The organism is Streptomyces sp. NPDC092370 (assembly GCF_044755265.1).
Classification (GTDB): domain Bacteria; phylum Actinomycetota; class Actinomycetes; order Streptomycetales; family Streptomycetaceae; genus Streptomyces.
The window spans coordinates 368592-382029 of the sequence record NZ_JBIVQO010000001.1 but is presented as its reverse complement, the minus strand read 5'-3'; the positions used below and the strand labels follow the sequence as shown (position 1 = coordinate 382029).

Genomic DNA, 13438 nt, shown 5'->3' with positions numbered 1-13438 from the left:
TCCGATCAAGATCCAGGCAAGGCCGGTGCGGATGTCTGCCCCGGCAGCGATACTTGCGGCGACGGATGACCACGGGGGAGGTCACAGTGACGTACACGCCGAAGAGCAGTCCGCCACCACCGGGGCCGGGCCAGCCCATCCTGCCGGCGGTACCGGCACAGGCGGCACCCCCGGCCCGGCCCCCCGGCAGCACCCCGGCACCGCCCGAACCCCCGGTGGGACCCCGCCGCACCGCCTTCGCCGAGGGCCTCGACCAGCTCCGCTCCGCCGCCACCACCGAACCGGGCCGCCTCCGCATCATCGGCGCCCTCCTGGCCCTCCTCGTCATCGCCTTCGGCGCGGTCGCCGCCTGGCAGATGACCGGCCGCGCGGCCGCCGCCGACGACGTCCTCACCCGCAGCCAGCCCCTCAGCTCGGACGCCGCCGACATCTACCGCTCCCTCGCGGACGCCAACACCGCCGCCTCCAGTGGCTTCCTCGCCGGCGGCCAGGAGTCGGCCACCACCCGCGAACGCTACGAGCGGGACATCCGCACGGCCGCCGACAAGCTCGTCAACGCCGCCGCCAACGCCGACCCGGACTCTCCGTCCACGGCGACGATCGCCGAGCTCAACCGGCTCCTGCCTGAGTACAAGGGCCTGGTGGAGCGCGCCCGTACGTACAACCGCCAGGGCTTCCCCGTCGGCGGCGCCTACCTGCGCTACGCCAACGAGAAGATGCAGAAGCAGATGCTCCCGGCGGCGGAGGACCTGTACAAGAAGGAGAACCAGCGCCTGCGCGCGGACTACGCGGGCGCCACCCCGTACCCGTGGGCGGCCATCGCCCTCGGCGTCGCCGCCCTGGCCGCCCTCGCCTGGGCCCAGCACCGCACCTACCGGCGGACGAACAGGGTCCTGAACCACGGCCTGGTGGCCGCCACGGCCACGGCCACGGCCGTCCTCCTCTGGCTGGTCGTGGGCCACACCTTCGCCCGCGCGGGCCTGAACGACTCCTACGACCACGGCGTCCGCTCCCTGAACGTCCTGCACGACGCGCGCATCGCCTCCCTCAAGGCCCGGGGCAACGAGAACCTGACCCTGGTGGCCCGCGGCGCGGAGACGAAGAAGGTCGGCGAAACGACCTACGACGCCTACGACTACGACTTCGGCTCGGACATCAAGGCCCTCGCCGCACACCTGGCGGCGGCGGAGCAGCTCGCCGACGACGCCTCGGGCGAACGCCCCGTCACCGCCGCCGTGGGCAACATGACGGAGTGGAAGAAACGCCACACCGCGGCCCGCGAGCAGGACGAGAACGGCAACTACCAGCAGGCGCTGGACAGGGTCATCGGCGCCAAGGGCGCGACGGGCGAGTGCTTCGACAGCGTCGACGAGAACCTGCGCACGGCACTCGCCCACGAGGAGACGGAGTTCGAGCGGGCGGCGGATGACGGCCGCGACGCGCTGACGGGCCTGCCGGCCGGCGCGGCCGTGCTCGCGGTGCTGGGCGCAGCGGGCGCCATCCTGGGCATCGGCCGCAGGCTGTCGGAGTACCGGTGAACGGGCCAGGGGCGAAGGGAGGAACGACCGTGCGAGACGCACTCAGGGGCTGGGGCGGAGTGACCGCGATGGCAGTCGTCTGCGCCCTGGTGGCGCTGGTGGCCCTCTGCCTGCCGCTCACCACCGCCACCCAGAACACCACCACGGCCACGCGAACCGTCGGCACGACGGCGGAAGAGGACTGCGAGGCCCCCGAGAAGCAGACGCTCTCCCCCTCCTCCGCCGACGGCGACACCATCCGGGCGATCAAGAACCGCGAGGGCGAGAAGCGCAAACTGATCGTCGGTGTCGACCAGAACAGCTACCGCTGGGGCTACCGCAACCCCAACAGCGGCAAGACCGCGGAGCTCGAGGGCTTCGACATCGACCTGGTCCACCGCATAGCCGAGGACATCCTCGGCGACCCGAACGCCGTGCAGTTCAAGGCGATCCCGACCGACCAGCGCATCCCGGCGATCAAGGACGGCCGTGTGGACATGGTCGTCCGCACGATGACGATCAACTGCGCCCGCATCGCCGACGTGGCCTTCTCCGCGCCCTACTTCAAGACGGGCCAGCAGGTCCTGGCCCCGACGTCCTCACCCGTCAAGGGCTACGACGGCACGCTCGCGGACCGCCGCGTCTGCACGGCCGCCGGCTCGACGGCGTACGCGAAACTGGAGGCGGACCAGAAGGCCGGCGACCTCCCGGCCAGCACCGACATCTCCACCACCGTGCCGAACCAACTCGACTGTCTGGTGCGGCTCCAGCTGGGCGAGGTCGACGCGGTGGTCACCGACGGCGCTCTCGCGGCGAGCCAGGCGGCACAGGATCCGACGGTCCAGCTCAAGGGTGACGCCTTCACTGCCGAGTACTACGGCGTGGCGATGAAGAAGGACGCGGACGATCTGGTGCGCCGGGTCAACCAGATCCTGGTGGACTACCGCGAGGACACCGCGAACGGCTGGCAGGCGTCGTACGGCCAATGGCTGTCGGCGACCCTGGGCAAGGATGCGAAGAAGTCGGAACCACCGGCACCGCAGTACCTCCGCACCACCTGACCCCTTGCCGAACCCGCGAGCACCCACACCAGACGACGACAGACGACACGCGACACACGACCGCAGCGAGAGGTGATCGATGGGCGTCACGGGATCCACCGGGCCGGTGATGGACCGGGACGAGGTGGACCGTGCGCTGGCGCGGCTCGGCGCGGAGCACGAGGCGATCGAGACCTCGCTCCTCGCCCTGCAGGACCACGCGGGCCGCAGACTCCTGGAGGGCGCCCAGCTCACGGGCGTCACCCAGGAGCGCTGGACGTCCACGGAGGCGTCGATCACGCTGCTGTGGACGTACTTCGACGCGTACACCGACGCGCTGCGCACCGCCCGCGACATCCGCGCCCGCCGCCGCTGGTCCAGCCGCGAGGACCTGGTGGAGCTGACGGAGCTGCTGAACGGCGACTCGGTCACCGTCGCGGGCAGCGCCACGGCGACGGCCAACGCCCCGACCCTGCACGGCGGTCCGACCAAGCTCAGCGAGCGCTACTCGCTCTCCGCCCTCGTCGACCGGATGAACGAGCTGTACGCGACGAGCCTGGACATGGTCGTCGCCGCGGACGCGGTCTGGTCGGCTCTGCCCGCCCGGATCGATCTGCTCGCGGCGGAACTCCAGCGCACCCGCCGGCTCGCGCACTCGGTCGGCGTGCGCCCCGGCGAGCACCCGGCCGGTGACGACCTGGAGCGCATCACGCGGATACTGACGAAGCTGCGCGAGCAGGTGGTCTCGGACCCGCTGGCCTTCTGGCTGGCCGCGGAGGGCAGTTCGGCGCCGGGCGGCGGCAGGCCGGACACGACGGTGTACGACCGCGAGGCACGTGCCCTGGAGGACGTACGCCGCGAGATCGACGCCGTGCTGACCGTGCGCCAGGACGCCGAGAAGCGGATCGTGCGGCTGCGGGACATCCTCAGCCGCGCGGACCGCACGCTCGCCGAGGCGCGCACGGCACGCGGCGAGGTCCTGGCGAAGATCGCGGCGACGGAGGTGCCGGTCGTCAGCGGTCCGCCGACCGTGCTGCAGGAGCAACTGGCGGCGGCCGCGGAGTACCGCAGGCAGGCGCAGTGGCACCGGCTGTCCCCGCTGCTGGAGTCGCTGGAGCAGAAGGCTGAGGACGAACTGCTGCGCGCCCGCGAGTCGTTGACGGCCGTCACCGCCCCGCTGGCGGTCCGCGCCGAGCTGCGCGGCCGGCTGGACGCGTACAAGGCGAAGGTCGCCCGGCACGGTTTCGCGGAGGACACCCTGCTGGTGGAGCGATACGAGAAGGCGCGCCGCATGCTGTGGAGCGCCCCCTGCGACCTGCGCGTCGCCGAGCAGGCGGTGCTTCGCTACCAGCACGCGGCCGCCGAGCTGCTGGGCGGCGGCCCGCGGGTGCCGGGGCAGGACGAGGACGACCGGAGGGGGCCGGGCGCATGAGTGACGAGGGGGAGTCCATGAGTCAGGCACCGCAGGAGCCACCCGGCGCGTCCGGACGCACCTGCCAGCGCCCCGCCTGCGGCGGCACCTACGAGGACGTGGGCGGCGGGGAACTGTACTGCGACACCTGCGGTCTCGCCCCGGTCGTCGCGGCTGCCCCCTCCGGGAGAGGCATGGTCGGCTCACCTCCCACCGGCATCACCGCCGGCGGCAGGGGCGGCTCCCGCGGGTCCGCCGGCAGCGGCGGTTTGCGCTCCGGCAGCCGCAGTTCGCGGACCTCCTCCCAGTCGTCGAAGTCCCGCCGTTCGGTGTCGGGACGTCTCTCACGGTCCCTTTCGGGTGCGTCGGCGGGCCGCTCGGTGTCGGTGCGCAGCTCCGGCTCGACCGCCGGTTCCTCGTCACGGGGACGGCTGGGCGCCGGACTGGTGCAGGTGCCGCCGATCCCGCGGCCCGACCCGCGCGAGATGGTCCTGGACAACCCCGAGGTGCCCGAGAGGAAGCGGTTCTGCTCACGCTCCGACTGCGGAGCGCCGGTGGGCCGGGCGCGCGGCGACCGGCCGGGCCGTACGGAGGGCTTCTGCACCAAGTGCGGCCACCCGTACTCGTTCGTACCGAAGCTGAAGGCCGGGGACGTGGTGCACGGCCAGTACGAGGTGGTCGGCTGCCTGGCGCACGGCGGCCTGGGCTGGATCTACCTCGCCGTCGACCGGGCGGTCTCGGACCGCTGGGTGGTCCTCAAGGGCCTGCTCGACACGGGCGACCAGGACGCGATGGCGGCGGCGATCTCCGAGCGTCGTTTCCTCGCGGAGATCGAGCACGCCAACATCGTGCGGATCTACAACTTCGTGGAGCACCTGGACCAGCGCACGGGCTCGCTCGACGGCTACATCGTCATGGAGTACGTCGGCGGCAAGTCCCTCAAGGAGATCGCCAACGCCCGCCGCACCGCGCAGGGCAGACGGGACCCGCTGCCGGTGGAGCAGGCCTGCGCGTACGGCATCGAGGCGCTGGAGGCGCTCGGGCACCTGCACAGCCGGAACCTGCTGTACTGCGACTTCAAGGTCGACAACGCGATCCAGACCGAGGACCAGCTCAAGCTGATCGACATGGGCGCGGTGCGCAGGATGGACGACGAGGAGTCGGCCATCTACGGCACGGTCGGCTACCAGGCCCCGGAAGTGGCCGAGGCGGGCCCGTCGGTGGCGAGCGACCTGTACACGGTCGCCCGCACCCTCGCCGTCATGACGTTCGACTTCCAGGGCTACACCAACGTCTACGCCGACTCCCTGCCCGACCCGGACCACATCGAGGTGTTCCGGCAGTACGAGTCGTTCTACCGGCTCCTGGTCCGCGCCACGGATCCCGACCCCGCCCGCCGCTTCGCCTCCGCGCAGGAGATGACGGAGCAGCTGACGGGCGTCCTGCGGGAGGTCGTCTCCCTCCAGACGGGTCGTGCCCGCCCGGCCCTGTCCACGCTCTTCGGACCGGAGCTGCGGGTCACGGACACGGAGTTGTTCCCGAGACTGGACGCAGAGGTGTCCCGGCTCGGGGCCCGGGCGGTGCGGACCCGGGCGCCCGCCGCTGCCGCCTCCCTGCCCCACCCGCGGCGGCCCGAGGGCCCGCACAGCCTCGTCAAGCCCGTCGACGCCCCAGCCGCCGCCTTCGCCCTGCCCGTCCCCAGGGTGGACCCGGGGGACCCCAACGCCGGTTTCCTGGCGGGCTTGATGACCTCGGCACCCGCCGAACTGCTCGGCGCCCTGGCGGCGGCTCCGGCCCCGTCGATCGAGACGCGCCTGCGGCAGATCCGGGCCTGGCTGGAGACCGGCGAGCCGGCCACCGCGCTCCAGGCGCTGGTCACGCTGGAGGGTGAACGGCCCGACGACTGGCGAGTGGTCTGGTACCGGGGCGTGGCCGCGCTGGTGACGGACGACGACGAGGGCGCCGCGCTCGCCTTCGACGCGATCTACGACGCCTTCCCGGGCGAGATCGCGCCCAAGCTGGCGCTGGGCCTGTGCGCGGAGGTGCTGGGACAGCTCGACAACGCCGCCGAGTACTACCGGCTGGTGTGGTCGACCGACCCGAGCTATGTGAGCGCCGCGTTCGGCCTGGCCCGCGTGCAGCTGGCGACCGGGGACCGGCGGGGTGCCGTACGCACGCTGGAGTCGGTGCCGGAGTCCTCCATCCACTACACGGCCGCGCGGGTGGCCGCCGTCCGGGCGCGGCTGCGGCAGCGCGCGGCGACCGCCTCGGACGCGTCGTTCCTGGAGGATCTGACGGCCGCCGCGGCGCAGGTCGAGGCGCTGGAGGCGTACGGTCTGGATCCGGCGCGCCGGGAGCAGTTGTCGGCCGAAGTCCTCGGCTGCGCGCTGGACTGGGTACTCTCCGGGGGCCAGGGTTCCGCCCCTCCCGCCGCCGGGGGACGGACGCTGCTCGGCAGCGGCCTGGACGAGCGGGGCCTGCGTTTCGGTCTGGAACGCTCGTACCGCACGCTGGCCCGGCTGGCGCGGGGCGGCGAGGAGAGGATCGACCTGGTGGAACGTGCCAATCGTTACCGCCCCCGGACGTGGGTGTAGTTGATGTCGCAGATGCCCCAGTTGTCCGCCTGCCCGAGCTGCGAGGAACCCCTCGAGTCGGGTGACCGTTTCTGCGGCGCGTGCGGATACGACCTGTCCGCCGTGCCGGCACGGCCTCAGGACAACCCGACCATCACCATGAACGGCTCGGTGCCCGCCCAGGGTGCTCCGGCGGGTGCGTACCCCGAGCCCCCGCCGGCGCCACCCGCCGGCGCGGCCTGGCCCGCCCCCGGGCCGGACGGCGCGGGGGCCCCGGAGGCGGTGCACCTGCCGACGGACCTGCCGGGAACCGACTCGGGCGGCTCCGCGCTGCCGCCTCAGACGCCCCCGCCCCCGAGCGCCCCGCCGGCCCCGGCCGCGGGCGTACGGTTCGACCGGCCGCCGCAGCCCGACGGGCCTGCCGCGTCGCCGGAGATCTACCAGACACAGCCCGACGAGTACCTCCTCCAGGCACCGGACCCACGGGTGTCCGCCGAGCCGGCGGCCCAGGCCGCGGGCACCGGCGGCAAGGTCTGCGTCGCCTGCCGGGCCGGCCGCGTGGACGACGACGGCTACTGCGAGAACTGCGGCCACGCCCAGCCGCGCGAACGGGACCACATGGAGCAGGAGTCCGGCCCGGTGGCCGCGGTCAGCGACCGCGGTCTGCGCCACCACCGCAACGAGGACGCGTTCGCCATCGGCACCACCGCGCTGCCCGACGGCTCCCCCGCCTCCGTCGCGATCGTCTGCGACGGCGTCTCCTCGGCGACCCGCCCCGATGACGCCTCAGCGGCGGCCTCGAAGGCGGCGGGCGAGGCGCTGCTGGCGGCCCTGCCGCGCGGCACGCACCCGCAACAGGCGATGCACGACGCGATCCTCGCCGCCTCGCGCGCCGTCAACTCGCTCGCCGGCGAACCCGCCACGGCCCGCGAGCAGGCCCCCCACCAGAACGCCCCCGCCTGCACCATCGTCGGCGCCGTGGTGACGTCGGGCCTGCTGATCGTCGGCTGGGTCGGCGACAGCCGCGCCTACTGGGTCCCGGTCGACCGCAGCGCTCCCCCGGCCCGGCTCACCGAGGACGACTCGTGGGCCGCGCAGATGGTCGCCGCGGGCCTGATGAACGAGGCCGAGGCCTACGCCGACGAGCGCGCCCACGCGATCACCGGCTGGCTCGGCGCGGACGCCTACGAGCTGGAACCGCACACCGCCGCGTTCAAGCCGGACCGGCCCGGCGTGGTGGTGGTCTGCACGGACGGCCTGTGGAACTACGCGGAGGCCGCCGACGACATGGCCCGGGTCGTCCCGCTCGACGCCGCCGTGCACCCGCTGCACAGCGCCCGGGTGCTCCTCGGCCACGCCCTGGACGGCGGGGGCCACGACAACGTAACAGTGGCGCTCGTGCCGTTCCCGGCCGTGCCCCAGGGGGCAGGATCGGCCTGAGGCCACGTACGGGGACGCCTCGGCGGACCGGAGGGGACCGGTCCGCCTACCGTCATCACCCCGCCGCGGCGGGGGCTTTGGAGGGGGATCGAAGCAGGCATGGCCAATTTCTCGAAGTCGAACGTGCCCCAGTTCTCGGTGGACGTGTACCAGAACGAGTACCTGCCGGAGGGCGCCGGCGAGGTCAACGCCATCGTCACGGTGACGGCGACCGGCGGCGGAACGATCGGCAGCGCGGTCGCCGCGCCCCACCTCTACTCGCCCGGCCAGGGCCCGTCCGCGGCCGTGGCGGTCATGGTCGACTGCTCCGGGTCGATGGACTACCCGCCGACCAAGATGCGCAACGCCCGCGACGCGACGGCCGCGGCCATCGACACCCTGCGTGACGGTGTGCACTTCGCGGTGATCGGCGGGACACACGTGGCGAAGGAGGTCTACCCGGGCGGTGGGCGCGTCGCGGTCGCCGACGCCACCACCCGTGAGCAGGCCAAGCAGGCGCTGCGCTCGCTCAGCGCCGGCGGCGGCACCGCCATCGGCACCTGGCTGAGACTGGCCGACCGCCTGCTGTCCTCCGCGGACGTCGCGATCCGGCACGGCATCCTGCTCACCGACGGCCGCAACGAGCACGAGTCGCCCGAGGACCTGAAGGCCGCGCTCGACGCGTGCGCCGGGAGGTTCACGTGTGACGCGCGCGGCGTGGGCACGGACTGGGAAGTGAAAGAAGTCACAGCGATCGCCTCCGCCCTGCTCGGCACGGCCGACATCGTCGCCGATCCGGCCGGGCTCGCCGCCGACTTCACGCAGATGATGGAGACGGCGATGGGCAAGGAGGTCGCGGACGTCTCCCTGCGGCTGTGGACCCCGGTCGGCACGACCGTGAAGTTCGTCAAGCAGGTCGCGCCGACGGTCGTGGAACTGACCGGCCGGCGCACCGAGGCGGGCCCGCGCGCCGGCGACTACCCCCTCGGTTCCTGGGGAGACGAGTCCCGTGACTACCACGTCTGCGTGGAGGTCCCGGCCGCGCACATCGGGCAGGAGATGCTGGCGGCCCGGATCTCGCTGGTCATTCCGCAGCCCGACGGCAGCACCCAGAACCTCGGTGCGCAAGGCCTGGTGCGGGCGGTGTGGACGGACGACATGGTCGCCTCGACGTCGATCAACCCTCAGGTCGCCCACTACACCGGGCAGGCCGAACTGGCACAAGTCATCCAACAGGGGCTGGATCTTCGTAAGTCGGGAGATATGGATGGAGCAACGGCCAAACTGGGCCGAGCCGTTCAGCTCGCGAGTGCCTCCGGGAACGCCGATACTGCGAAACTGCTTGCGAAGGTGGTGGACGTGGTCGATGCCGCGACCGGTACTGTGCGACTGAAGGCGAAGGTCGCGGAGGCTGACGAGATGACACTCGAAACCCGTTCCACCAAGACTGTTCGCGTGAAGAAGTGACCTAGAAGAGATCGAAGGAGGGACGCGCCGACATGCCGACCTGCCCGAACGGACACCAGTCGGGTTCCGACGACTGGTGCGAGGTCTGCGGTCACCGCATGGCGGGTGCCGTGCCTCCGCCTCCTCCTCCCCCGCCGCCGCCCGGCGGCTACGGCTTCCCGCCCCCCGCCGGCCCGGGCGGCCCCCAGGGCCCCGGCGGACGCCCGCCGCACCTGTCCGCCGTACCGAACGCCGCGCCGGAGCTCTGCCCGCAGTGCCGTACCCCGCGCGAGGGCGGCGCCCCGTTCTGCGAGGAGTGCCGGTGGAACTTCCTGACGAACACGGCGACGTCGTACACGCCCGCGGCCCCGCCGCCCGGTCCGGGTGCGCCTTTCCAGCCGCCGGGCCGGCAGGGCCCGCCCGGGCCGCCGTACGGCGGCGGTGACTCCTACGAGTACCAGGGCTCCCGCCCCTCGCAGATCAACCGTCCGGCCGAGCCGATCCCGCCGTTCGGCGGCGACCCGTCCGGCCGCCCCGGCCCGAGCGGCCCCGGCGGCCCCGGTCAGGGCGGCCCCGGCGGCCCCGGTCAGGGCGGCCCCGGCGGCCCCGGTCAGGGCGGCCCCGGCGGCCCCGGGCAGGGCGGCTACGGCTACCCGCAGCCCGGCGCTACCCAGGCTCCTCCCGGCCCCCGTGGTCCTGGGGGGCCCGGCGGGCCTCCCGGTCCGCCCGGATTCGGTGCCGACCCCTCCCGACCGGTCCCGCCCCCGCCTGGCCCCGGCGGTCCCGGTGGCCCCGGTGGCCCCGGTGGCGCTCCGCAGGCCTACCACCAGTCCGGCCCGTCGGCCCCGCCCGGATTCCCGCGGGAGACGCAGCGGCCTCCGCAGCAGGGCGGTCCGTCCTTCGGCGGCGGTGAGGACGACTGGGTGATCTCCCCGCCGTCGTCCGGCCCGGGCGGCCCCGGTGGCCCCGGTCAGGGCGGCTACGGCTACCCGCAGCCCGGCGCGACCCAGGCACCTCCCGGCCCCGGCGGCTTCCCCCAGCAGCCCCAGCCGCCGCGGGGACCCGCGACGTGGACGGCGACCATCGGCCCGGACCGCGACTACTTCATGGCGATGATGCAGCGCTCCGGCCCCGAGGCCGCGGGCCTGAACCTGCCCGCGTACTCGCCGGAGCAGCAGCGCCGGCTCACCGGCAACCAGCTCACGATCGGCCGCCGTCGGCACTCCACCGGCGACACCCCCGACATCGACCTGTCGGTGCCGCCGGAGGACCCGGGCGTCTCGCACCAGCACGCGGTGCTGGTCCAGCAGCCGGACGGCAGCTGGGCGGTCGTCGACCAGAACTCCACGAACGGCACGACGGTCAACGGCTCGGAGGAACCGATCCAGCCGTTCGTCCCCGTACCGCTCCAGGACGGCGACCGGGTGCACGTGGGCGCCTGGACGACGATCACGATCCGCCGCGGCTGAGGACCCCGTCACGACGGGAGGGGCCAGGCGTACGGCCCCTCCGGGTCGTCCAGCCAGGCCCACTCCCGCTCGCCCCGGACCGTGATGCCGTAGCGCTCGCGCTGCGGTCTGCCCTCCCGCTCCCACAGCGCGTGCGCCTCCTGCGGATCGAGGCTGCCGCGGGTCAGGGCCAGCAGGAAGCGGAACAGGTCGTCCTCCCGGGCCCGGCGTGGCACCCCGCCCAGCTGGGCCGACTCGCCCCCGGGCCGGCCGGTCCCGCGCAGCGGCACGAAGTAGGCGGGTGTGTGCAGGAAGCGTCCCTCGGCGTCCCCGGCGCCGGTCACCGTCAGCACGATCAGGCCGGTGGCCAGCGGCATCAGGATCCGGCCTCCCGGGCGGCTCTGGGCCACCCAGGCGCACGGGACGGTGCTCAGGGCGCACGTGGCGATGATCCGGTCGAACGGCGCGCGCTCCGGCACGCCCCGGGCGCCGTCTCCGGTGACGACGACCGGGTGGTACCCGGCCGCGGCCAGGTGCCTGCGGGCCGACTCGGTGATCTCCGGGTCGAGGTCGACGGTGGTGACCTTGTCGTCGCCCAGCCGGTGGGACAGCAGCGCCGCGTTGTAGCCGGTGCCTGCGCCGATCTCAAGGACCGTGTGGCCGTCCGCGACGTCCAGCGCGGCCAGCATGTCCGCCATCAGGGACGGCTGGCTGCTGGAGGACAGCAGCTCGCCGTCGCGCAGCCGGGTGGCCAGCGGGGTGTCCTCGTAGGCGCCCCGCAGCCACCGCTCCCGCGCCCCGCGGTCGGCGCTCTCGCCCCAGCGGCGTTCGTAGCCGCCGGCGACACCGACGTAGTAGTACGGCACGAAGAGGTGCCGCGGGACCGCCGCGAAGGCCTCCCGCCAGCCCGGATCGGCGGCCCAGACCCCGCTCGCCTCGATCCGCCGCACCAGTGCCGCCCGCGCGGCGGCGGCGAGACCGTCGAGTTCACTGCCGAGTGCGTAGCCGCCCATGTCTCCACAGTAGGGGCAAGGACCTAGGTCTTGAGTCCTATGCCGGGGCGTCTGAGACCATGGATCGCGTGAATGAGATTCCGCGCGGCACGCTTCAGGAGCAGACCTTCTACGAGCAGGTCGGCGGGGAGGAGACCTTCCGTCGGCTCGTCCACCGCTTCTACGAGGGAGTCGCCGAGGACCCGCTGCTGCGACCCATGTACCCCGAGGAGGACCTGGGCCCTGCCGAGGACCGCCTCACGCTGTTCCTCATCCAGTACTGGGGCGGCCCCACGACGTACAGCGAGAACCGCGGCCACCCGCGGCTGCGGATGCGGCACGCGCCCTTCGCGGTCGACCGTGCGGCGCACGACGCGTGGCTGAAGCACATGCGCGTCGCCGTCGAGGAGCTGGGCCTGTCCGAGGAGCACGAGCACACGCTGTGGAACTACCTGACGTACGCGGCGGCCTCGATGGTCAACACCGCGGGCTGACGCCCGCCGGGGGGCCGGTCAGCGGACGCTGACGTCCAGCGCCCCGAGCCCGGCACGCCGTACGGCGACGGACCCGTACGGTGTGCGCAGCCTCAGCCACGGCCCCGAGGAGAACAGTGCCGGCGGCACTCCGGGCCGCAGGAACCCGAGGGACTGCGCCGCGTGCACGGCCCGGACGGGGAGCCGGGTGTCCCCGACCGTACGGGACCAGATGTCCCGCCCGATCCGGTCCAGCTCGTCCCGCGTCCGCCGCTCGGCGGGCAACTCCCGCGTCCGGGAACGGAATTCGGCGACGACGGCGGCGACGAGGGACCGCAGGGCGTCCGGAGAGGGCAGCCCCGGCTCGGCCCGCCAGCCCCCGCGGGGCGGCAGCACACCGGCCCACGGCGGCCCGGTCACGGCACCCGGCACAAGGACGGTTCCGGCGTTCTCATCCACCGTCTCCAGCAGCTCACCGGCCGAGACGGTCACGTCCAGCGTGGCCTCGAGTCCCTTCTCGTACGGCTTCGCCAGCCGTACCGCCCGCACGGCCAGCACCTCGAAGGAGGGGGGCCGCCCGAAGACGGCCAGCGCGGTGCCGGCCGCCTGCAGCCGCACCGCTGCCCCACGGTCGTAGTGGAGCAGCCGGGAGAGGAAGGCCGCGAGATCCGCCGCCTCCCCCTCGTCGGCGAGGTGGAGCACCGTCATGCGGCGACGGCCTCCTCCTCGGCGTCATCCATGTACTCGCGCAGGAACTCCCGTTCCTCCGCGGTGATCCGGCGCGGGCGCTGCGCCTCGAAGTCGAACGGCACGATCACCGTCGAGGCCCGCACGTAGACCTGGTCGCCGTCCTTCACCTCGTAGGTGAGGGTGAACGACGCGGCCCGGATCTCGGTGACCCACAGCTCGACGTCCACCGGGTGGTGCCGGTGGACGAGCTGCCGCTTGTAGTCGATCTCATGGCGTGCCACCACGGACCCCTGCTTGAAGTCCTTCTCCGGGCGGAACAGGAAGTCGATACGGGCTTCCTCCAGGTAGCGGAGGAACACCACGTTGTTGACGTGGCCGTACGCGTCCATGTCCGCCCAGCGCAGCGGGCAGCGGTAGATGTGCCGCAAG

At 73.4% G+C, this 13438-nt stretch carries 11 protein-coding genes; 8 read left to right on the top strand and 3 right to left on the bottom strand.

Going from position 1 to position 13438, the window contains the following annotated elements:
* Positions 1–86 precede the first annotated feature (86 nt).
* The 7 genes from ACIQHQ_RS01700 to ACIQHQ_RS01670 all read left to right on the top strand — a co-directional run bounded on the left by ACIQHQ_RS01700 (position 87) and on the right by ACIQHQ_RS01670 (position 10875).
* The gene (locus tag ACIQHQ_RS01700) at positions 87–1538 is read left to right on the top strand and encodes a hypothetical protein (RefSeq protein WP_402609037.1); all 1452 of its coding nucleotides are present in this window, start codon (positions 87–89) and stop codon (positions 1536–1538) included.
* Positions 1539–1606: 68 nt separating this feature from the next.
* Positions 1607–2578, top strand: coding sequence for a glutamate ABC transporter substrate-binding protein (locus tag ACIQHQ_RS01695; protein WP_402610594.1), 972 nt, complete (start codon positions 1607–1609; stop codon positions 2576–2578).
* 79 nt (positions 2579–2657) lie between these two features.
* Positions 2658–3989 carry a hypothetical protein gene (locus ACIQHQ_RS01690; protein WP_402609035.1) on the top strand — a complete coding sequence of 444 codons (1332 nt, stop codon included), beginning with the start codon at positions 2658–2660 and terminating at the stop codon, positions 3987–3989.
* A gap of 17 nt (positions 3990–4006) precedes the next feature.
* Positions 4007–6562: a tetratricopeptide repeat protein gene (locus ACIQHQ_RS01685; protein WP_402609033.1), complete on the top strand. Its 2556-nt coding sequence runs from the start codon at positions 4007–4009 to the stop codon at positions 6560–6562.
* A 3-nt stretch (positions 6563–6565) separates the two neighbouring features.
* Complete coding sequence (locus ACIQHQ_RS01680; RefSeq protein ID WP_402609031.1) at positions 6566–7981, top strand: PP2C family serine/threonine-protein phosphatase; 1416 nt, start codon at positions 6566–6568, stop codon at positions 7979–7981.
* A gap of 99 nt (positions 7982–8080) precedes the next feature.
* Positions 8081–9427: a VWA domain-containing protein gene (locus ACIQHQ_RS01675; protein WP_402609029.1), complete on the top strand. Its 1347-nt coding sequence runs from the start codon at positions 8081–8083 to the stop codon at positions 9425–9427.
* A 32-nt stretch (positions 9428–9459) separates the two neighbouring features.
* Positions 9460–10875, top strand: a complete 1416-nt coding sequence (locus tag ACIQHQ_RS01670) for an FHA domain-containing protein (RefSeq protein ID WP_402609027.1) — start codon at positions 9460–9462, stop codon at positions 10873–10875.
* 8 nt (positions 10876–10883) lie between these two features.
* Here the strand turns inward: ACIQHQ_RS01670 and ACIQHQ_RS01665 are convergent, their stop codons facing one another.
* Entirely contained in the window at positions 10884–11867 is a 984-nt protein-coding gene (locus tag ACIQHQ_RS01665; RefSeq protein ID WP_402609025.1) for a methyltransferase domain-containing protein, read from the bottom strand.
* A 59-nt stretch (positions 11868–11926) separates the two neighbouring features.
* Here ACIQHQ_RS01665 and ACIQHQ_RS01660 point away from each other — a divergent pair, with 59 nt between their 5' ends.
* Positions 11927–12340, top strand: a complete 414-nt coding sequence (locus tag ACIQHQ_RS01660) for a globin (RefSeq protein ID WP_402609023.1) — start codon at positions 11927–11929, stop codon at positions 12338–12340.
* 18 nt (positions 12341–12358) lie between these two features.
* Here the strand turns inward: ACIQHQ_RS01660 and ACIQHQ_RS01655 are convergent, their stop codons facing one another.
* Positions 12359–13027, bottom strand: coding sequence for a hypothetical protein (locus ACIQHQ_RS01655; RefSeq protein ID WP_402609022.1), 669 nt, complete (start codon positions 13025–13027; stop codon positions 12359–12361).
* Complete coding sequence (locus ACIQHQ_RS01650) at positions 13024–13437, bottom strand: acyl-CoA thioesterase (protein ID WP_402609020.1); 414 nt, start codon at positions 13435–13437, stop codon at positions 13024–13026. The genes ACIQHQ_RS01655 and ACIQHQ_RS01650 overlap by 4 nt, the downstream gene beginning before the upstream one ends.
* Position 13438 lies beyond the last annotated feature (1 nt).